Source organism: Sphingobium salicis subsp. salicis (assembly GCF_049472635.1).
In the GTDB taxonomy this organism is placed as follows: Bacteria; Pseudomonadota; Alphaproteobacteria; order Sphingomonadales; family Sphingomonadaceae; genus Sphingobium; species Sphingobium yanoikuyae_A.
This window is the reverse complement of the sequence record NZ_JAYRCS010000001.1, coordinates 4,621,266-4,640,124: the sequence shown is the minus strand read 5'-3', so window position 1 is coordinate 4,640,124 and position 18,859 is coordinate 4,621,266. Positions and strand designations below refer to the sequence as shown.

At 65.0% G+C, this 18,859-nt stretch carries 15 protein-coding genes, 2 tRNA genes and 1 pseudogene; 5 read left to right on the top strand and 13 right to left on the bottom strand.

Going from position 1 to position 18,859, the window contains the following annotated elements:
* Positions 1–36: 36 nt before the first annotated feature.
* Entirely contained in the window at positions 37–1,818 is a 1,782-nt protein-coding gene (locus VHN57_RS22345; protein WP_423285564.1) for an aminopeptidase P family protein, read from the top strand.
* 6 nt (positions 1,819–1,824) lie between these two features.
* Here the strand turns inward: VHN57_RS22345 and VHN57_RS22340 are convergent, their stop codons facing one another.
* Positions 1,825–1,965, bottom strand: coding sequence for a hypothetical protein (locus VHN57_RS22340; protein WP_164522487.1), 141 nt, complete (start codon positions 1,963–1,965; stop codon positions 1,825–1,827).
* A 115-nt stretch (positions 1,966–2,080) separates the two neighbouring features.
* On the opposite strand from VHN57_RS22340, the gene VHN57_RS22335 reads away from it, so the two are divergent.
* Positions 2,081–2,155: transfer RNA gene (locus tag VHN57_RS22335), tRNA-Thr, on the top strand.
* A gap of 23 nt (positions 2,156–2,178) precedes the next feature.
* Here the strand turns inward: VHN57_RS22335 and VHN57_RS22330 are convergent.
* Both VHN57_RS22330 and VHN57_RS22325 read right to left on the bottom strand, forming a co-directional pair.
* Complete coding sequence (locus VHN57_RS22330; protein WP_169862570.1) at positions 2,179–2,403, bottom strand: DUF1294 domain-containing protein; 225 nt, start codon at positions 2,401–2,403, stop codon at positions 2,179–2,181.
* Positions 2,404–2,458: 55 nt separating this feature from the next.
* Positions 2,459–4,477, bottom strand: coding sequence for a TonB-dependent receptor (locus VHN57_RS22325; RefSeq protein ID WP_423285561.1), 2,019 nt, complete (start codon positions 4,475–4,477; stop codon positions 2,459–2,461).
* A gap of 351 nt (positions 4,478–4,828) precedes the next feature.
* On the opposite strand from VHN57_RS22325, the gene VHN57_RS22320 reads away from it, so the two are divergent.
* Together VHN57_RS22320 and VHN57_RS22315 are read left to right on the top strand one after the other, a co-directional pair.
* Positions 4,829–4,903 (top strand) — tRNA-Gly (locus tag VHN57_RS22320).
* Between the two features lie 279 nt (positions 4,904–5,182).
* Positions 5,183–6,430, top strand: a pseudogene (locus VHN57_RS22315) (MFS transporter); the annotation flags it as partial.
* Between the two features lie 68 nt (positions 6,431–6,498).
* On the opposite strand, the gene VHN57_RS22310 reads toward VHN57_RS22315, so the two are convergent.
* From VHN57_RS22310 to VHN57_RS22300, 3 genes are read right to left on the bottom strand one after another with little or no spacing between them, the layout of a single operon-like run.
* A complete protein-coding gene (locus VHN57_RS22310) occupies positions 6,499–7,491 on the bottom strand; it encodes a phospholipase C/P1 nuclease family protein (RefSeq protein WP_343546418.1) in 993 nt (330 codons plus the stop codon).
* An 8-nt stretch (positions 7,492–7,499) separates the two neighbouring features.
* Positions 7,500–8,678: a YdcF family protein gene (locus tag VHN57_RS22305; RefSeq protein WP_313393918.1), complete on the bottom strand. Its 1,179-nt coding sequence runs from the start codon at positions 8,676–8,678 to the stop codon at positions 7,500–7,502.
* The gene (locus VHN57_RS22300) at positions 8,678–11,173 is read right to left on the bottom strand and encodes a TonB-dependent receptor (protein WP_423285558.1); all 2,496 of its coding nucleotides are present in this window, start codon (positions 11,171–11,173) and stop codon (positions 8,678–8,680) included. The genes VHN57_RS22305 and VHN57_RS22300 overlap by 1 nt, the downstream gene beginning before the upstream one ends.
* Before the next feature lie 125 nt (positions 11,174–11,298).
* Here VHN57_RS22300 and VHN57_RS22295 point away from each other — a divergent pair, with 125 nt between their 5' ends.
* Positions 11,299–12,411, top strand: a complete 1,113-nt coding sequence (locus tag VHN57_RS22295) for an ROK family transcriptional regulator (RefSeq protein ID WP_004209531.1) — start codon at positions 11,299–11,301, stop codon at positions 12,409–12,411.
* Between the two features lie 100 nt (positions 12,412–12,511).
* Here VHN57_RS22295 and VHN57_RS22290 read toward each other — a convergent pair whose 3' ends face one another.
* The 7 genes from VHN57_RS22290 to VHN57_RS22260 form a co-directional block, all read right to left on the bottom strand.
* A complete protein-coding gene (locus VHN57_RS22290; protein ID WP_423285556.1) occupies positions 12,512–13,078 on the bottom strand; it encodes a DUF1993 domain-containing protein in 567 nt (188 codons plus the stop codon).
* Positions 13,079–13,287: 209 nt separating this feature from the next.
* On the bottom strand, positions 13,288–13,710 hold the full coding sequence (locus VHN57_RS22285; protein ID WP_423285554.1) for a Dabb family protein: 423 nt from the start codon (positions 13,708–13,710) through the stop codon (positions 13,288–13,290).
* Positions 13,711–13,765: 55 nt separating this feature from the next.
* The gene (locus VHN57_RS22280; RefSeq protein WP_097385118.1) at positions 13,766–14,800 is read right to left on the bottom strand and encodes a LacI family DNA-binding transcriptional regulator; all 1,035 of its coding nucleotides are present in this window, start codon (positions 14,798–14,800) and stop codon (positions 13,766–13,768) included.
* Positions 14,801–14,873: 73 nt separating this feature from the next.
* Positions 14,874–16,556, bottom strand: a complete 1,683-nt coding sequence (locus tag VHN57_RS22275; protein WP_423285552.1) for a GMC oxidoreductase — start codon at positions 16,554–16,556, stop codon at positions 14,874–14,876.
* 44 nt (positions 16,557–16,600) lie between these two features.
* Positions 16,601–17,449, bottom strand: coding sequence for a sugar phosphate isomerase/epimerase family protein (locus VHN57_RS22270; protein WP_159367488.1), 849 nt, complete (start codon positions 17,447–17,449; stop codon positions 16,601–16,603).
* On the bottom strand, positions 17,446–18,009 hold the full coding sequence (locus tag VHN57_RS22265; RefSeq protein WP_004209525.1) for a gluconate 2-dehydrogenase subunit 3 family protein: 564 nt from the start codon (positions 18,007–18,009) through the stop codon (positions 17,446–17,448). The genes VHN57_RS22270 and VHN57_RS22265 overlap by 4 nt, the downstream gene beginning before the upstream one ends.
* Positions 18,006–18,857 (bottom strand): 3-keto-disaccharide hydrolase, encoded by an 852-nt coding sequence (locus tag VHN57_RS22260; RefSeq protein WP_423285549.1) that lies wholly within the window; start codon positions 18,855–18,857, stop codon positions 18,006–18,008. Before VHN57_RS22260 ends, VHN57_RS22265 begins: the two co-directional genes overlap by 4 nt.
* Positions 18,858–18,859 lie beyond the last annotated feature (2 nt).

The following is an 18,859-nucleotide window of genomic DNA, read 5'->3' as shown; positions in this document are numbered from 1 at the left end:
CAACGCAAGAGGCCGGAATGATCCAAGGGAAGTTCGATGTCCAGTTATGAAGATCGCCTGAAGGCCCTGCGCGCCCAGCTGGTACGCCAGAAGCTCGATGGTTTCGTGGTCCCCCTGACCGACGAGCATATGAGCGAATATGTCGGCGCCTATGCCCAGCGGCTCGCCTGGCTGACCGGTTTTCAGGGTTCGGCCGGCAGCGCCGTGGTCCTGCCGGAGGAGGCCGCGATCTTCGTCGACGGCCGCTACACGCTGCAGGTGCGCGAGCAGGTGGATGGCGCCCATTGGCAATATGAAAGCGTGCCGCAGACCTCGATCGCCGCCTGGTTGAAGGACCATGCGATCGAGGGCGCGCACATCGGCTATGATTCCTGGCTGCACACCCGCGCCTGGGTGAAGCAGGCCACCGAAGCGCTGGCCCAGAAGGGTGCCGAGCTGGTCGCGGTCGACACCAACCCCGTCGATGCCGTCTGGCCCGATCGCCCGGCGCCCAGCGACGCCAAGCTGGTGGTCCATGAGGATCGCTATGCCGGCAAGAATGCGGCCGAGAAGCGCGCCGACATCGCCGACTGGCTGGTGTCGAAGAAGGCGGATGCTGCCGTCCTCTCCGCGCTCGATTCGATCGCCTGGGCCTTCAACATCCGCGGCAAGGATGTCGAACGTACCCCGGTCGCGCTCGCCTATGCCATCGTCCATGCAGATGCGACCGCCGACCTCTATGTCGCGCCGGAGAAGATGGACGAGGCGGTTGCCAAGCATCTGGGCAATGCGGTGCGCATCCATGACCGCGCCGCCTTTGCCGATGCGCTCGCCGACCTCAAGGGCAAGACCGTCGTCGCCGACCCCGAGCGCGCCGTTGCCGCCATCTTCGAGGCGCTCGACGCCGGCGGCGCCCAGATACTCAGCCTGCGCGACCCCGCCGTGCTGCCCAAGGCAATCAAGAACGACACCGAAATTGCCGGCCACAAGGCGGCGCAGGCGCGCGATGGCGCGGCCCTGAGCCGCTTCCTCCACTGGATCGCGGTGGAAGCGCCCAAGGGCGGCCTGACCGAACTTTCCGCCTCGGACCGGCTGGAAGCGTTCCGCAAGGATACCGGCCTGCTGGAGGATCTGTCCTTCGACACGATCAGCGGCGCCGGCCCCAATGGCGCGGTCGTCCATTATCGCGTCGAGGAAAAGACCAACCGCCCGATCGAGACCGGCAGCTTCTATCTGGTCGATTCGGGCGGCCAATATCGTGACGGCACCACCGACGTCACCCGCACCATCGCCATCGGCAGCCCTAGCGAAGAGATGAAGCAGCGCTTCACCCTGGTGCTGAAGGGCCATATCGCGCTGGCCCGCGCGGTCTTCCCGGTCGGCACGCGCGGCGGCCAGCTCGACGTGCTGGCGCGCCAATATCTCTGGGCTCAGGGGCTGGATTATGCCCATGGCACCGGGCATGGCGTCGGCAGCTTCCTGTCGGTGCATGAAGGGCCGCAGCGGATCGCGACCTTCGGCGGCGGCGACGAGCCGCTGGTGGCGGGCATGATCCTCTCGAACGAGCCGGGCTATTACAAGACCGGCGAATATGGGATCCGCATCGAGAATCTGGTGCTGGTCGAAGAGCGGGCGATCGCCGGCGGCGAAAAGCCGATGCTGAGTTTCGAGACCCTGACCTTCGCGCCGATCGACCGCAACGCCATCGCCACCGACCTGCTGGATGCCGGTGAGCGCGCCTGGGTCGACGCCTATCATGCGCAGGTGCTGGCCGTGGTCGGCCCGCAGCTCGAAGGCGAGGCGCTGGCCTGGCTCCAGTCGGCCTGCGCGCCGCTCTAATCCGAATCAGTCCTTGGACGATTCCGGCGCGGGGGTGGGCTCAGCCCCTTCCCGCGCCACATCGCGGCTCTGGGCCTTGCGCCGCCGCAGATTGTCGCGCAGCGCCTGCGCCAGCCTTGCTTTCTTTTCGTCCTGGGTCTCGCTCATGACAAAGCGCATAAGCAAAATGCATTATCTGCCGCAACCCGCCTTGACAGGAGGCAATGGGGCGGCCATAGGCGCGACCTCCGAAGCGCACGGCGCGACGGAGACGAAATAGAGTGCTGCCGTAGCTCAGTGGTAGAGCGCATCCTTGGTAAGGCTGAGGTCGCGAGTTCAATCCTCGCCGGCAGCACCATTTCTCCCCCGACAGATGAAAAATCAGATCATCGCCCATCCGGCGAGAACCAGCCCCTGCGCCGCGGCGATCAGCCATAGCCACCGGGTGAAAGGCTGTTTGCGCGTCTTGTGACGAAAAAGGTGGCGGGCGGCAAATGCACCCGGCGTCCCCCCTGCGAGCGCCCAGAGCAGCAAGGTCCGCTCGCGGATTCGCGCCATCCCCCGCACGGCCCGGCGCTTGTCGAACCCGAACAGCATGAAGGCCATCAGGTTCGCCAGCAGCAGCCAGGCGAGGGCAAGAAACTGCGCGACGGGAATCGGCTCAACCGCGCACGGTGACGCCGATCCAGAGCGTCCTGGGCGTACCCAGGTCGATCGATCCACCGGCATTGCGGGTGACGACATCCTCGTCGAACAGGTTCTCGCCGCGCGCAACTAGGCTGATGCCATGGCCGATCGGCAGCCGGGCGATGGCGTCGAGCGTCAGCGCATCGGGCAGCACGTCGCCCTGCAGGTCATCCTCATATTGCTTGGCCGTGTAGCGCAGCGTGGCCGACAGTTCAGGCCCGGCCTTGGGCGCCCAGGCCAGCGTCGCGCTGGCCGAGTGACGCGGCACCTGCGCCGGCGCGAAGCCATCGAACGCCATGCCCGGCGCATCGACCTTGCTGTGGCTATAGGCATAGGAAGCGAGCAGCGAGAAATCGGCCGGCAGTTGCGCGCTGGCGGTCAGTTCCACGCCCTTGGCCACGATCGCGTTCACATTCTGCCGCTTGCGGGTGACACTGTCGATGGTGACATTGGCGATCGCATCGTCGAGCCGGTTGTAGAAGAGCGTGGCGGAGAGCTGCACGCCCGACGCCGGGGTCAGGTCGATGCCCCCCTCCACGCCCTTGAGCTTCTCGGGCTTGAGTGCCGCATTGGCCTGGGTGGTGATCGGGAAGACGACGAAGGGTCGATACAGCTCGTTAAGCGTCGGCAGCCGGAAGCCGCTATAGGCCGCGCCGCGCAGCGCCACCGCATCGCTGATATGGTAGAGCGCGCCGGCCCGGCCGGAAAATGCCCAGTCGGAGCGATTGGCATAGCTGCTGTCCTGCGTCACCACGCCCGCCGCACTCTCCGCCTTATAGAAGCCGTTGCGGATCGACCAGCGATCGGCCCGAATACCCCCGGTCAGCACCAGCTTGCCGATCGTCCAGTCATCCTCGGCAAAGATGCCGCTGCTGATCTGGTCGCCACCGGCATGGCGGCGCGCTGTCAGCGGGTTGCTGGCGATGCCGGCATTATAGGCATCTTCAAACATGTCGCCGGTGGCAAAGCGGGTATCCACGCCGATGCGCAGCACATGATCCGCGCCCACCGGCGGGCGCAGCTCGATCTTGCCGCCGATCCCGGTCGAGGGGGTGTTGCGCTGGTCGAGCGACTTGCGGAAGCTGGTGGAGGAGATGACGATGTTCGAGAAATTGCGCGCCTGGAGATAGGCGAGCGCATCAACCTGCCAACGGCCGCGACTGATATAGCGGATGCTGGCATCCTGGCCCTGGCTCACACTGTCGGCGCCGGCAAAGCGCAGCGTGCGATTGTCCTGGAACAGGGTGCCGCGAAACTGGATTTCCGAGGTCGCGTCGATCGGCGCGACCGCGCGCAAATTGGTCGACCAGCTGTCATAGGCGGCCGGCACGGTGGCGGCGACGCGCTGGTCGCGGGGCGTGGTCTGGAAACCGTCGCCCCGGTCCCAGCGACCGGACAGCGACACGTAACCGCTGCCGAGATCCGGCGCGATGCTGGCCGACAGCTCGGTCGCGTCCCTGCTGCCATAATAGGCGCTGGCGCCGAAGACCGGCATCTGGTCGCGGGTGGCGCTGGCCAGTTCGATCGTGCCGGCGACCGCGCCCGCGCCGAACGCGCCACTGCCCCCGCCGCGCGTCACCCGGACCAGTGCCAGCCGGTCGGGCACCAAAGCCGAAAAGGGGATATAGCCGAAAAAGGGATCGGCCACCGGCACGCCGTCGAGCAGCACCAAGGTCCGGCTCGACGCATTGCCGCCCAGCGCGCGCAGCGTGGCGCCCTGGTTCGACGGATTGGACGCGCGACTGTCAGATCGGCGGAACTGCTGGAAACCCGCGACATCGGCCAGCACGCTCTCGATCCGACCCGACGCCGCATCCTCCAGCCGATCCCGGTCGATCGTCACGGAGCCGTAGGCCGGTGTCCCCGGCGGCAGGCTTAGGCCCGTGCCCGTCACCACGATTGACGCGGCCTCATCCGCCGTCACATCGGGCGCCTGGGCAACGGCTACGCCGGGCAGCGCGCACAGCATCAACGGCAGCGGCAGGATTTTCATGAAGCGCGTCCCCTTGGTCCGATTTTGCATCGGGGACTAGGAAGTCGTGCCCGCCACTGTCAAGCCGCGACCACCGGCATGCCCTGCCATGACCAATATCACGCAGATACATGCACGCCATGGCCAAAGGCGGCATGATTCGACGATTCGCCATGGGCCGATCCACAGCCGCGTTCGCCCCGGTGCCACCCGCCAATTTAATCGCACTGCCAAAACCCCCGGAAAACGGGGGATTTTTTCCTTTTTCAAAAAGTTTTTCATTTTTCTGCAATTCAGCCCTTGCCGACTTTGGAAACCACTGCTAGTTCGCCGCCACCCGCCGAGAGGGACACACTCTCCCGGCCGCCAAGAGCGGGCGTAGCTCAGGGGTAGAGCACAACCTTGCCAAGGTTGGGGTCGAGGGTTCGAATCCCTTCGCCCGCTCCAGTTTTCCTAGAAATCGATGCGATAATCACCCTTCGGGGGCAGCAAGGCCGCGTTGTCACATGCGCTTCCTTCTGCGGCCACGCGGCCCTGATCCGCCTGTGGCCCGCCCTGTCGCGTGGTCCAGGGCTGCCAATGGCGATAAGTCACCGGCCCCATTCCCACCGCCCTTGTCGCACAAATGAAAGAATGCGCTTCTAGGCGCGACGCATTCCGCAATTCCCCGTGCGGTCACGACCATCAGGGGCGATCGAGGTGATCTGGACACGGGACGATGGCCGCATGCTGGCCTATGCCTCCGGCAATTTCGGCAAGGCACTGGTTTTCAGCGGCGCGGATCTGACGATATTGTTCCTGCTGAGCGACGTGCTGAACCTTGGCGCGACGACGGCGGGATGGCTGATGCTCGCCGCGCTGTGCGGCGACCTGATCTTCGATCTGCTGGCGGCGCGGCTGACGATCCGCCTGCGGCATGTCGGCAAGGGCTATCGCTGGATGGTGGCGGTGGCAGCGACGCCCTGCGCGATCGCCTTCGCCCTGCTCTATGCCATGCCCTTGCTTGGCGCCCGACAGCTATGGATGCTGGCCATGGCCTTGCTGATATTCCGGGGCGCCTATGCCATCATCGACGTGCCGCACAATGCGCTGATGGCGCAGGTGACCAGCGACAGCAGCGCGCGGGGCCGTGTTTCGGGCTATCGACTGCTGTTCAGTACGGCGAGCGCGCTGATTGTCGCGACCTTGTTGACGCCGCTGGTGCAAGATGCGGGCAATACCCGGTCCTTCGATCGGCTGGCGCTCACCGGCGCGGCGACGGGCGCCGTCTTTGCCCTGACGATGATCCTGTGTGCATGGACCTGCGGCGGCGATACAAGCGGTGGTGCCGCCCGCACCGCCCGGCAAAGCGCAAGGCAGGACGGCATCGACATCCCGTTTCGCGACCCGATGGTCGTGGCACTGGCTCTTCTGGCCCTGCTCACCGGATTTGCCGCACCGGCATTCGGACGCTCCCTGCTCTATATCGGCAGCTATGTCGTCCGCCGCCCCGATCTTGTCGCGACCTTGCTGCTGGCCGTGACGATCGGCCAATTCGCCGGCGTGATCCTGTGGACCGCGATGACCAGACGTTTCAGCAAGAGCGCCCTGCTCGCCATGGGTCATGGAGTCAGCATCATCGGGCTGGCGGGTTTCGCCGCCTGCCTGTCCTGGCCACCTGCCCTGGCCATCTGTGGGGCGGTGATCGGCGTCGGCCTCGCCAGCATGTTCATGCTGCCATGGGGGCTGCTGGCCGATGCCGTCGATGTGGTGGAATGGCGCCATGGCAGGCGCTTCGAGACAGGCCTGTTCGCCTTCTACCTCGTCGTAGTCAAGGCAAGCGGTGCCGCCTTCTCAAGTCTGACCGGCTGGACACTTGGCCTGCTGGGCTATGTGCCGGGGCAGGCACAGACTGCGGCAGTCCAGGCCGGCATGCTCGGCCTGGGACTGGGCGTTCCTGTCCTTGGCAGCCTTTGCGCGATCCTGCTGATGCGGCGCTTCGACCTTGGCCATGCCCGCCATGCCCGGCTGCTCGCAGCGCTGGCACGGCGGGAGGCACGCGATCAGTCGGGCGCCGATCCGGTTTCCGGATTGAAGCGCGGGTTGGAGAAATCGAGCGGCGCGGGCACGACCCTGGCCGGCGGGCTGGCGCTTTCCGCCCAGGCGCGGCAGAGCATGTCGCGCAGCATGGCAGCGCCGGCAGCGGTCCGTTCATAGACGAGGGCGCGCACATCCTTGTCGGCGAAATCGGCAAAGCCGTCCCGCTTTTCCAGCTGATAGACATATTCCATCCGATCGCCGGCCTGATCCAGGAAGGCGAGGATCGCGTCGAACATGTCGCCGTCGCGATGACCGGGCGCGCCGATGCGCGGCGCGATATCCGCCACGGTCAGCTTCATGCCATCGACGAACTGGCTTTCGAAGCGGCCATGGATACTGCGATCGCGGGTGTAGCCGCTGGGATTGTCGCCGCGCCAGCCATCCGAATGGATCGAGTCATGCAGCGGCTGGGCGCCGTCGCCGATATAATGGCCAAGGCGGATCGTCTGGAAGGCGCAATGCTGGGCCGGGACGGATATGTCGCCCCCTTCGGCCTGCGCCTTGCGGACATGGCGCATGCAGACGACGAGCCGGTCATAGGCCTCGATCGCGGCATAGGGCAAAGTGCCGGTCCAGCGGACATTGGTGCGCGCGGCGGTTGCCGGATCGCTGTCCTTGATCGTCTCATAGCGCTTGTAGAGCGCCAGGATGAATTCGTAGCGCGAGCGCGGGATCGGCTTCACGAAGCGGAACTGCTCGCGGAACCAGCCATGATTGGGGTCTTCCTCCATCTTGGAGAAATTCTCCGAATCCCCGCGCCAGCTGTCGGGCAGCGAGGCGGAGGCGGCGATATAGTCGGTATAGGCCTTGAGGAACACGGGACCGTCCTGCGGGATGGCATCGAGCGCGGCGCGATCGATCACTTCATGGGCGGTGCCGCCCCAGGCCATGGCGGCGCCGGGGCTGAACGCCAGCGCACCGAGCGCCAGGGCCAAGGTCAGTTTACGTGTCATCATGCCTCCCTTCAGGGGTCGAGCGGATCGCGCGGATCGACCCGCGCGGACAGCCGCGACGGGCGAAACAGCAATTCGGTGGGGGTCAGGCGCGCGCCGATGGCACCGGGCTGATAGCCCAGTTCCTTGTCATTGCGCTGCACGAACAGCGGATTTTCGATCATTGCGCTCTGCCCCGGATTGCAGACGATCAGCGTATCCTTGTCCAACGGCGCCGCCATCGCCATCAGCAGGCGGGTGGCGTTGCGCAAATTGGTGGTGGTGTGCCGGGCATAGGGTTCGATGATGATGGCATCGGCGGGCACGCCATAGCGCTCGATCAGCGCCTGGCGCATCTCCTGCGCCTCGGCAAAGCGGGTCGCGCGCGGATGGGCGCGGCCGCCGGTCAGGATGAGGAAGGGCGCGTCGCCATCGGCAAAGCGGTTGGCGGCAAGACGCAGATGATATTTGCCGAATGGGCTCAGCGCCATGCCGTCGACTTCCGGGCCGACGCCGGTGACGATCAGCGCGCTGTAGCGATAGCGTTTCCAGTCGATATTTTTGGCCCGCGCCATAGCGGGGGCGTTGAGGCCGCCGGTCAGCGGTTCGAAGCCGATCGCGTCGGTGCGGTCGCTGACGTCGAGCAGCGCAAGGGCATAGTCGATACTGGAATCCAGCGCCTGGGCCGATCCCTTGCGCGGCGTCTGCGCCATCCAGGCAGCAGCGCGCAGCCGGGCCTGGCGCTCGCGTGGGTCGATCGTGCCAGCGCCGTCGATATCGGGATAGGCCGGCACCTGCCCCAGCGCATAGCTGCGCAGGATGGCGTTGATCCCTTCCACCTCGCGGCGGATCTGCGCACCGGCACCATCGTCCGCGACCGGCACGTCACGCAGCGACAGCGCAGCCTGCACCATCAGGGCGATTTCGGTCGGGGTCCAGATATGGGCCTGTGCCACGCAATCGACATCGCCGGCACATGCCGTGCGGCGATCTTCGCGGGCATGGAGCAGCGCATCCATGTCCGGCCGGGCGCGGAAGGCGGCAAGGGCGGCCGGATCGTGTCCAAGGGCATCAAGCACAGGAAAGAGGCGCCGCGACAGCGCCTCCGTCACGGCGTCGCGCGCCGCCCCGGCCAGAGCCGGGACGGGCGTGATCGCCACCGCCGCCATCGTCATCAACGACGCCGCAACGCGGCCGAGGCGACGGGCCATCACCAGGACTTGCTGATGACGAGGCGGAAGTTGCGGCCGAAGATCGGGCGACCATAGATCGCCTCGGCACTGCCCTGCCCGCTCAGCGAGTCGGTGCGGGTATTGCCTTCGGTCAGGCCATGGGCGTTGAACAGATTGTCGCCCACGATCTGAGCCTGCCAGCTGCCATGGCGCGCCGTGATGCCGGCGCCGATAGTGCCATAGGCCGGCAGCGCAGTGTTGTTGTAGAGGTCGACATAGCGCTTGCCCATATAGGTGTAGCGCCCATAGACCGACACGTCGGTGTCGCCCGTCTGGAAGTCGAAGCTGGGGCGGATATTGCCGTAGACCTTGGGCTGGCGGACGATCTGGTTGCCTTCGGCCTGTTCCGGATCGGCGCCGGTCGAGCTTTCGAAATTCTTGTATTTGGGATCGCTGATGGTGAGCGCACCATTGAGCGAGAACCAGTTGGTCAGCGCCAGCTTGCCGTCGAATTCGACGCCCTTCACCTGGGCCTCGCCGATGAAGGGCACGTTGACATCGTTGCGGCCCGTGGTCGGATCATAGGCCAGGAAGCTGGCGTTCAACGGATCGAAATTGGTGTAGAAGCCGGTGACGTAGAGATAGGAGCGGCCGAAGGCGAGCTTCAGCCCGGCCTCGAACTGATCGGCCTTGGTGGTGATGATGGTCGGGTTGATGCTCATCACCGTCTGGACGTTGGGCGGCGTTTCGAGGTGCGAGGCGCGGCCATAGATGCCGACATGGCTGGAGAAGTCGTAATTGGCGCCGACCGTCCAGTTGGTGACGTTGGGCTTCAGTTTCTGGTTGAGGATCACGCCGGTGAAGGCGCGGGTGCTGTCGTCCGCCAGGGTGCTGGTGTCGCCCAGATTGGCCGCCTCGGTCAGCGCGGCCCAGCCCTTGTAGCTGTAGCGTTCGTGACGGATGCCGGCGTCGATGCGCAGGCCCGGCACGATTTCCCAGGTGTCGTTGGCGAAGACGGCGAACATCTTGGCGTCGCTGTCGCCCTGATTGAGGGTGGCGGCATAGTTGAGCACGCCATTGTCGGTGACGCGGCCGATTTCCGCGCCGGCGGCATTATAGGCGACCAGGTCCAGCGTGCGCGGCTTGCCGGCCACTTCGATCAGGTAATTCTGATAGAGGGTGCGGCTGTCCTCGCCATAGAAGCTGCCATAGAGGCCGAGCTTGAGGTCATGGGTGCCAAAGCCGGTCTCGAACTTCTTGGCGACCGACAGATTGGCCTGGGCCGAATAGAATTTCGAGTGGATGTCGCGATACTGGCCCTGCATCACCAGGCCCGACGCCGCATAGGGATCATAGACGGTGTTGGTGCCGGCCAGCGTATAGCCGAAATGGTCGACCGCACCGAAAGCCGTCGTGGCACGGGCGAGATAGCCTGCGGCAAAGGCGTTGCCATCGGCCGGGTTGGTGGTCGAGTAGAAGGCGCTGAAATCGAGCTTGCCCTGGGTATAGCCGGCCTTGGCCGAGACCAGCCAGCCGTCGAAATCGCCATCATATTGGGCGCCGAAATTGACCATCTGCATATGGCGGCCATCCGACAGGTCGCCGGTGCGGCTCTGGATCTGGCCGGTGCCGTCGCGATATTTGAGGTTCACGTGGCGCAGCGCCGGCGAATTCATCGTGCCGTCGAAATAGTCGATATATTTGTCGAGCGAGATGCTGGGATCGCGCGGGTCGGAGATCGGGATCGGCAGATAGAAGACGTTGTGGTCGTTCACATAGTTGAGGTTCAGCTTGATCGAGCCATTGTCGAAATCATGCTTGATATTGGCGCGCACCTGGCCGCCCTTGTCATTGGCGAAGCCATTGTCGCGATAGCCGTCATGATAGCGGATGAAGCCGCCGATCGCATAATAGGTGTCGTTGCCGAGCGGGCCGGCCTGATAGGCGTCGAGGCGATAGAGGCCGGTGTCGCCCAGCGTGACCTGGGCCTTGCCGCGCGCTTCGTCGCTGCCGGTGACGGTGATGGCATTGATGATCGCGCCGGAATAGCTGGCATAGACCGGAGCCGGGCCGCCGCGCACGACCTCCACATGGTCGGTCATCAGATCCTGCTTCAGGATCGCGTCGCCGCGGAAGAAGACGCCGTCATTTTCATGGAACAGCGGCAGGCCGTCCTGCTGGAAGCTGACGAAGCCGCCATCATTGGGCAGGCCGCGGATGCGGTAGATATTCTGCACTTCGCCGCCGGTGATTTCGGTCTGGAAACCGGGCAGCTGGCCGATCAGGTCGGCGAAATTGACAGGCGCGATCTTCTCCACATCCTCGGCCGAGATGGTGTTGATCGCATAGGATACGTCGAAGCGGCGCTGGGCGCGGGTGGAGCCGGTGACGATGATGTCGTTGGGGCCGTTGCCGGCATCGGCAGCCGCTTCGGCGGCGGGCGCAGCGTCGGTGGCGGCCTGCGCCAGGGCGGGCGTGGTGATGGTGCAAAGCGCGGCAAGCGCCGTGCCGGAGGCAAGGAAAGTCTTGAGCATGATGCGTCCCCTCTGAATTGGTCGGGGCGCCTCTGGCCGTGCGATATGACATTTTTAATTATTGTTGTGAAAATAAATAAATCGCCATAACCGGTCGTCGCTTTTCACCGATAGCGGGATCGATCATGCTATTTCCCACCCTGGACAAGGACCAGCGGCGCATCCTGCAGATGCTGCGCAAGTCCGGGCCACTGTCCCGTTCCGCGCTGGCATCCGCGCTGGAAATCAGCGGGACCGCCCTCACCCGCCTGTCGCGCGACCTGATCGGGCTCAATCTGGTGGAAGAAGTGCCGGGCGCGGAAGCACAGGGCCGCGGGCGCCCGGCCATTCCCCTGCGGCTGGCCGGCCATGGCGGCTATGCGGTCGGCGCGACGGCGCACAAGGGCTTCATCGACATCGCCCTGGTCGATTTCACCGGCGCCACCATCGCCACCCATCATGAGGCCGTTGCGCCGATCGATCCCCAGGGTTTTGCACGCAAGGTGCGGCGCATGACGCATGAACTGGTGGACCGGCACGGCCTGCTGGGACGCCGCATGCTGGGCTTGGGCGTCGCGGTGCCGGGACCATCCCTGTCGCCGGCCGGCGATCGGTGGAGCGTCGTCGACGTCCTGCCCAACTGGAGGGACGCGCCCCTGCGCGACATATTGTCCGCCGAAATGGGCTGGCCGCTGTGGATCGAGAATGACGCCAATGCCGCAGCGATCGCCGAATATTATCTGGGTGGCCTGCTGCGCGATTTCGGCACGATCGTCGTGCTGCTGCTGGGCTTCGGCATTGGCGCCGGCGTCATTGTCGACGGGCGCCTGATGCGCGGTCAATATGGCGTCGCGGGCGAGATTGGCTGCCTGTTTCCCGGCCATCTGCCGCGTCCCAGCCCGCTGGATCTGCTGGCGATGCTACGCAGCAATGGTTGCGACCTATCCTCGGTCGCGGACATTGATTTCCATGCTGCCGACCAGGCACCGACGATCGACATCTGGCTGGACCGGGCGGCCGAGCAATTGCAGATGGTCAGCAACACCGCCTTCGCCTGGCTCGATCCAGGGGCGATCGTGCTGGCCGGCACCTTGCCATCGACCATCCTGCAGGGGCTGGCCGATCGCCTGCATCAGGCGGACCTCGTCACCACGGTCCATCATCGCCGCCCGCCGGTCAGAATATCGAACCTGCATGGATCGCCGATCACCTTCGGCGCGGCCCTGCTGCCGATCCATGCCCTGTCTGCCGAGACATAGGATCGGCGTCGCGCCGGTGATGAACGGCAATGCCGAAAACGGGCCACGACGCGGCTCCATGGCCATGAACCACAGCGTGCGCCGCCGCCGCTATTTCACCTCATTGCGCAGGCAGGGTGCCGGGCCGCAAATAGGGGAACATGTGGGCCACATAATCGACCTTGCCCAGGTCCACGCCCTGCGCCCGCAGGATCGCGTAGGCGGTCATGATGTGGAAGTAGAATTGCGGCAACGCCCAGTCGCGGACAAATTGACCGGCGGTGAGGTCGAAGATCATGCCCTGCGGCAGTGCATGGGCGATCGGCGCAGCCGGATCGATGGGCGGCGCATCCGCGGCAAGGCTTTCCACGATCGCAATCGTCTCGGCTATTCTTGCCTGCGCGTCGGCGATCGATCCGGGATGCTCGCCTGCGTTGCGACCTTCATCGAGCAATTGCCCGACCAGCGGCGGGAAGGCTTCGCCGCGCAACCGGTACATGCCCTCCTGCGCCTGGACGCAGGCGAAGCGGATCTGGGTCGACAGCGGGAACATGTCCGGCGCCAGCCGCGCGCCCGGCAATGTTTGCGCCATGCCATCCTGTTTCCCGGCCTCGGCCTTGGCCAGCCAGGCCGACAGGGCGCCCAGCATCTGGATATAGGTGGGGGCAAGAATATCCGGCAGAATCATGATCTTCTCTCGTTCAGGCTGATGAGCGACCCTAGGGGCGATCGACATTCAGATGATGACGTGACGAAAATGGTGGTTTTCCGCGATCCGGAGCGCAGCGTACTTAAAGTACGTGAGCACCGGAAGCGCGGAAGGCCGCCATTTGCAGGCCGTCAGGGCTGAATGTCGATTGACCCTAGCGCGGGTCGGGCCGCCTTGCGATGCCTGGCTCAGCGATCCGGCACGACCTGCATGTCGTAGACCACGACCTTCTGCCACAGATGCTCGCAGGATTTGACGAAGGCCTGATGGATTTCGTGGTCCTGATAGACTTTCTGGTCGACCGCATTGTCGAAGAGCATCAGTTCCGACACGTCGAAGGAGGAATCGACCACGTCGCGCTTTTCGGTGCTGGCGGGCACGCCGATCTGCAGGTCGCGGATCACGGGGATCGCGCGCAACGTGCGCAGGCCGGCGATCAACTGGTCGCGATCGGCCTGGTTGCCCGGCCGCTTCAGCCAGAAGAAGACATGATGGACCAGCTTCGCCTGAACCGGGGTCGCGGCCTGTGCGGAGGACTGTGTCGAGGTCAGGGCCATGCCTGCGCCGCCCAATGCCATCATCGCCGCCAATTCCCTTCTGCTCGTTTCCATGATGCTCTGTCCCCTGTCGCTGAAAGGGTGGCGATCCGCGCCACCCGGTGAAGCTCTAAGTGCTGGCCGGCGCGATCGACGCGCGCTGCACCAGTTGATGGTCGAATATCTCGTCGCTGACGCGCATCCCGCCCTTGCCGAGCGCGCCGATCAGGCATTGGGTGGCGCGAAACGCCATGTCCTCGACCGGCTGGCGGATCACGGTCAGCGGCGGCCAGACGCGCGAGGCGAGGATGGTGTCGTCGAACCCGGTGACGCTCAGATCATGGGGCAGGGTCAGCCCCATCTGTCCGGCCTGGGCGATGACGCCCGCCGCCAGATCGTCGCTGCTGCACAGGATCGCGGTCGGCCGGTCGGGCCGGGCGAGCAGCGCCTGCGCCGCCGCCATGCCGGACGCATGGTCGAACGCGCTGTGCTCGACGATCAAACTGTCGTCCACGCGCAAGCCAGCGTCCTGGAGGGCGCCGTAGAAGCCGTCGAGCCGGGCCGCGACCACGCTGTAATGATCGGGGCCGGCGACATAGGCGATGCGGCGATGGCCATCGGCGATGACGCGCCGGGTCAGCGCCTCCATTGCCGCCTGATTGTCGATCCGCACCGTCGATATGCCCGACAGCGGCGTGCCGGTGGCGATCGCGGCGAAAGGCACGCCGAGCGCCGGCAATATCGCCGATCCGCTCAACTGCTCGGCAAAGGGCGGGATCAGCAGCAGTGCGTCGGCGCCACTGCGCACCAGTTCCTGGGCGATGCGTTCGGCCTCGTCCAGCGTCACGCCATCGCCGTCGCGCAGGATCAGTTGCAGCCCATTGGCGTTGGTCGCCCGCAGCGATCCGACCAGTACCGCGTCGAGAAAGGGCGTGCGCCGGTTGCTGTAGATGAGGCCCACCGTCGTCGCCCGCGCCTTGGCCAGGCGACGGGCGGCCAGATTGGGCACATAGCCCAGTTCCGCGATCGCCGCCTGCACCGTCGCGACCGTGGTCGCGCTGGCGCGGCCGGCGCCGTTGATGACGTTGGATACCGTCATCGCCGACACGCCGGCCCGTTCCGCCACGGCGCGGATCGTCACGCCATTTTCCCGCCGTCGGGCCATCAGAAGCTCATCCTCATGGCCCCTGATAGCCGGTTTTGCGGCGCAGCACAGCGTCGGGAGTGGGCCGCCCCTGTCAGACCCGGCCTGCCTTCATTTCCTTGACCGCATGGTCGACCGCGCGGGCGGTCAGCGCCATGAAGGTCAGCGACGGATTGACGCAGGAGATGGACGCCATCTGCGCGCCGTCGGTCACGAACAGATTGCTGGCATCATGCGCCTGGCTCCACTGGTTGAGCACCGATGCGCGCGGATCGGCACCCATGCGTGCGCCGCCCATTTCGTGGATGGCGTCGCCCGGCACATGTTCGCGGACCGAACTGGTGACGTTGGTCAGGCCTGCCGCACGCAGCATCTTTTCGCCCTGTTCGCGCGCGTCCGCCATCATCCGCATCTCATTGTCGCGGAAGGTGACGTTGAACTGCATCAGCGGCATGCCGAACCGGTCGGTCTTGTCGGGGCTCAGCGCGACATAATTATCCTCATAGGGCAGGCATTCGCCAAAGGCGCCCATCTGGAATTTCCAGCCGCCATATTTGCGCATGCCCTGCTTCATCGAAGCGCCGAAGCCGACCGGCTTGGACGGTTCGCGATAGGCGCCGCCCTGATAGCCATAGCCACGCTTGAAGCCGACATCTTCGCTGTCGCCATTGTTGCGGAAGCGCGGGACATAGATGGCGCCGGGACGGCGGCCATATTCGATGAACTCCTCCATGCCGGGAATGTCGCCCTTCACGCCGACGCGGAAGATATGGTCCATGACATAGCGGCCCAGCGTCCCGCTGCTGTCGAAATGGCTCTTGCCGCTGCCCGCCGGGCGCGAGTTCATCAGGATCTGGGTCGAGGCCAGCGCCGATGCGCACAGGAACACCAGCCGCGCGGACACGGTTTCGGCCTGCCCGGTCTTGGCATCGACGAAGCGCACGCCGCTGACCTTCTTGGTCGCCGGATCATAATCGAGGTTGGTGACGACCGCGTCGGACCGCAAGGTCAGCCGCCCGGTTGCCCGCGCAGCCGGCAGGGTGACCGCCTGGGTCGAGAAATAGGCGCCGAAGGAGCAGCCATTGCCGCACTGGTTGCGCAACTGGCATTTGGTGCGGTTCTGTTCGGGCTTGTCCTCGGTCATGTTGGACAGACGCGCATTGATCATCTTGCGGCCGGGGAATTGCGTTTCCAGCCGCTGCTTCATCCATTTTTCCGCGATGTTCATCGGCATCGGCGGCTGGAACTCGCTGTCGGGCAGATAGGCCAGATTCTCGCGCGATCCCGATACGCCGATATATTTTTCGACATAGCTGTACCAGGGGACCAGATCCTCATAGCGGATCGGCCAGTCGCCGCCGATGCCCTCGCGCTTGTTCGCCTCGAAATCGGCCGGGCTCCAGCGGAAGCTCCAGCGGCCCCAGATCAGCGACTTGCCGCCGACCGCCGCGGGGCGGATCCAGTAGAATTTGCTGCCCGCGCCATAATCATAGGGGTTCAGGCGGTCATTATTATAGAAGGCCTGGTTGCTGGGCGCGACATAGCCATGCTGGGCGATGAAATAATCGCTCTGCTTGAGCGGGTCGGGCATGATGTTGCGGGCGGGCACCTCATAGGCGGGCTTGCCGTCATAGGTATAATTCTCGCCATGTTCGACCATATGGCCGCGGTCGAGCATCAGCACCCGCAGCCCCTTTTCCGTCAATTCCTTGGCGGCCCAACCGCCGCTGATGCCCGAACCGATGACGATCGCATCGTACCTGTCTGTCGAAGCCATGATGTCCTCTCCTGGAGTTTTCTGTCTTGAGGCAGGTTGGAAGGTCAGAAGCGCAGCGCGCGCAGCGTCTGGAAGCTCTTGGTGATGTCGGGAATATAGGGCGCGGGCGCCTGGTCATTCTCGACATAGAAATGCTGGACGCCGGCGATGGCATTGAGCTTGAAGATCGCGGCGAAATCGACCGTGCCGCTGCCGACCGAGGTCATGCTGCGGTCCGCGCGCATATCCTTCACATGATAGGAATAGATGCGGCCGGCCAGGCTGCGGATCAGCGCCTGCGGATCCTGCCCGGCATAGATCGCCCAGTAGAGATCCAGTTCGATCTTAACCAGGTCGGGGTCGCACGCCTTCACCAGCTGGTCGAACAGGCTGACGCCGTCCGGCTTAGTGGTGAATTCGAAATCATGATTATGATAGGCAAAGCCCAGGCCCGCGGCCTTGAGCTGCGCGCCGAAGCGGTTGATGTTGACTAGCGCAGCCTTCCACGCCTCCGCATTGCGATATTTGTCGACCATATAGGGCAGGACGACGGTGCCCGCGCCCAGTGTTTTGGCCATCGCCACGCTGGCGTCGAACTTGTCGAGCAGCGCATCATAGCCGATGTGCAGCGACGGACAGGTGAGGCCCAGCCGGTCCATCGTGCTGCGCAGCAGCTTGTGGTCCATGGCGTCATAGCCGCCACCGCCAAATTCGACCTCGCGATAGCCGACCTTGGCGACCTTCTCCAAGGTGGCGACCGGATCGGCGGCGAACAACTCGCGCACGGTGTAGAGCTGCAGGCCGACGCTGGCGATCTTGCCGGAGGCCCTGGCGGCCTGCGCGGCGAAGGGAGAGGCGGCGAGGGCGGCCAGGCCGCCGGCGCCCAGCATCATGGAACGACGGTTGAGGTTCATGCGGAATAGACCTTGTTGACCTGGGAATAGGGGAAGGCGCCGTTATATTCGCCCGGCACCGGCAGATATTCGCGTTCCTGGGTGATCCCGATCTCGGACGTGTAATAGCCCACGATCACCATCTGCCGGAACGCCTCGAAAAACTCCTCGCCCTTGGGGATCTGGTCGTTCATCGCCAGGGTCAGCAGCGCGTCATGCTGCGCGGCCGATGCCTTGGTCGCGGGGATCTTGTAATCCTGCCAGCTGCGGGCATCGATTTCGGCAAGGCCGGCGATGATCGGGTCGCGATCCTCCGCCACCGACCAGTCGGCCAGCAATTTCTCGATATAGGCGGGGACGCCGGCCTCGATCGCGCCGGGCGTGTCGGTCGCCGGCAGGATGCGTTCGCACAGCGCGGTCATCAGCGCCCGCTGATCGGGCGTGAACAGTTGCAGGCTGGGTGCGCCCTGGTCGATCACGCCAGCGGCCGGCATCACCCCGGCGGCGCGCGCCAGCGGCGCGAACAGCCCGGCGCCGAACATGGCGACCATGCCCGCCAGCGCATGTCTGCGGTCCATCATTGTCCTGCTCCCTTCAGATCCTGTGCGATGGCCTCGTCCGGCAGCGGCCGGACCCAGATGTTGCGGAAAGACACGGGGCTGTCATGATCCTGCAGCTGGATCGGCGCCTTGTCCCCATGGGCCTGATATTGGGCGATCGACCGCCATTTGGTGGTGCCCAGCATCGCCTGATGATTCTGCACCAGCACGCCGTTCAGCAGCGCGGTGACATAGGCCGGGCGGACCAGACTGCCATCGGCGGCAAAGCGCGGCCGTTCGAAGATGATGTCATAGCTCTGCCATTCGCCCGGCTGGCGCGATGGGTTCACCAGCGGCGGCTTCCAGGCATAGACCGAACCGACCGTGCCGTCGGCATAGGTCGGGTTCTGATAACCGTCGAGAATCTGGACCTCGTAGCGCTGCATGAACCAGATGCCGCTATTGCCGCGATCCTGCGAGCTTTTGGTTGGCGGATTGGGCGAGCGGAATTCCAGATGCAACTGGACGTCGCCAAATTCCTGCTTCGATATCAGGTTGTTCTCGCCGCCGCTCTGGCTGCGGGGCGGGATGGTCATGATCCCCTTTTCCAGCGTCCAGGGGCCGCGCTCACCGCGCCATGCGTCGAGCGACTTGCCGTCGAACAAGATGGTTGCGTCGGACGGTGCACCGCCGGCCTGTGCCGCCGGGGTGACGACGGTGGGGGCGGGGCGATCGGGATCATGGACGTGCCAGTTGCCACCGGGCAGGATCGGCGTGTCCTTGAAACCCAGCTTGCCAGGCTTGTCTTGCGCCTGCGCCGCTGTGCCCACCAGCAGAGCCGTGGCCAGCGCGATACCCGTCCCTGCAAAGCCAGTCGGGATGATTTTCATCC

Coding starts and splice junctions, on each gene's coding strand:
- VHN57_RS22345 (WP_423285564.1), top strand. CDS start 37: ATGTCCAGTTATGAAGATCGCCTGAAGGCCCTGCGCGCCCAGCTGGTA.
- VHN57_RS22340 (WP_164522487.1), bottom strand. CDS start 1,965: ATGAGCGAGACCCAGGACGAAAAGAAAGCAAGGCTGGCGCAGGCGCTG.
- VHN57_RS22330 (WP_169862570.1), bottom strand. CDS start 2,403: ATGGCCTTCATGCTGTTCGGGTTCGACAAGCGCCGGGCCGTGCGGGGG.
- VHN57_RS22325 (WP_423285561.1), bottom strand. CDS start 4,477: ATGAAAATCCTGCCGCTGCCGTTGATGCTGTGCGCGCTGCCCGGCGTA.
- VHN57_RS22310 (WP_343546418.1), bottom strand. CDS start 7,491: ATGATGACACGTAAACTGACCTTGGCCCTGGCGCTCGGTGCGCTGGCG.
- VHN57_RS22305 (WP_313393918.1), bottom strand. CDS start 8,678: ATGGCCCGTCGCCTCGGCCGCGTTGCGGCGTCGTTGATGACGATGGCG.
- VHN57_RS22300 (WP_423285558.1), bottom strand. CDS start 11,173: ATGCTCAAGACTTTCCTTGCCTCCGGCACGGCGCTTGCCGCGCTTTGC.
- VHN57_RS22295 (WP_004209531.1), top strand. CDS start 11,299: ATGCTATTTCCCACCCTGGACAAGGACCAGCGGCGCATCCTGCAGATG.
- VHN57_RS22290 (WP_423285556.1), bottom strand. CDS start 13,078: ATGATTCTGCCGGATATTCTTGCCCCCACCTATATCCAGATGCTGGGC.
- VHN57_RS22285 (WP_423285554.1), bottom strand. CDS start 13,710: ATGGAAACGAGCAGAAGGGAATTGGCGGCGATGATGGCATTGGGCGGC.
- VHN57_RS22280 (WP_097385118.1), bottom strand. CDS start 14,800: ATGGCCCGACGGCGGGAAAATGGCGTGACGATCCGCGCCGTGGCGGAA.
- VHN57_RS22275 (WP_423285552.1), bottom strand. CDS start 16,556: ATGGCTTCGACAGACAGGTACGATGCGATCGTCATCGGTTCGGGCATC.
- VHN57_RS22270 (WP_159367488.1), bottom strand. CDS start 17,449: ATGAACCTCAACCGTCGTTCCATGATGCTGGGCGCCGGCGGCCTGGCC.
- VHN57_RS22265 (WP_004209525.1), bottom strand. CDS start 18,009: ATGATGGACCGCAGACATGCGCTGGCGGGCATGGTCGCCATGTTCGGC.
- VHN57_RS22260 (WP_423285549.1), bottom strand. CDS start 18,857: ATGAAAATCATCCCGACTGGCTTTGCAGGGACGGGTATCGCGCTGGCC.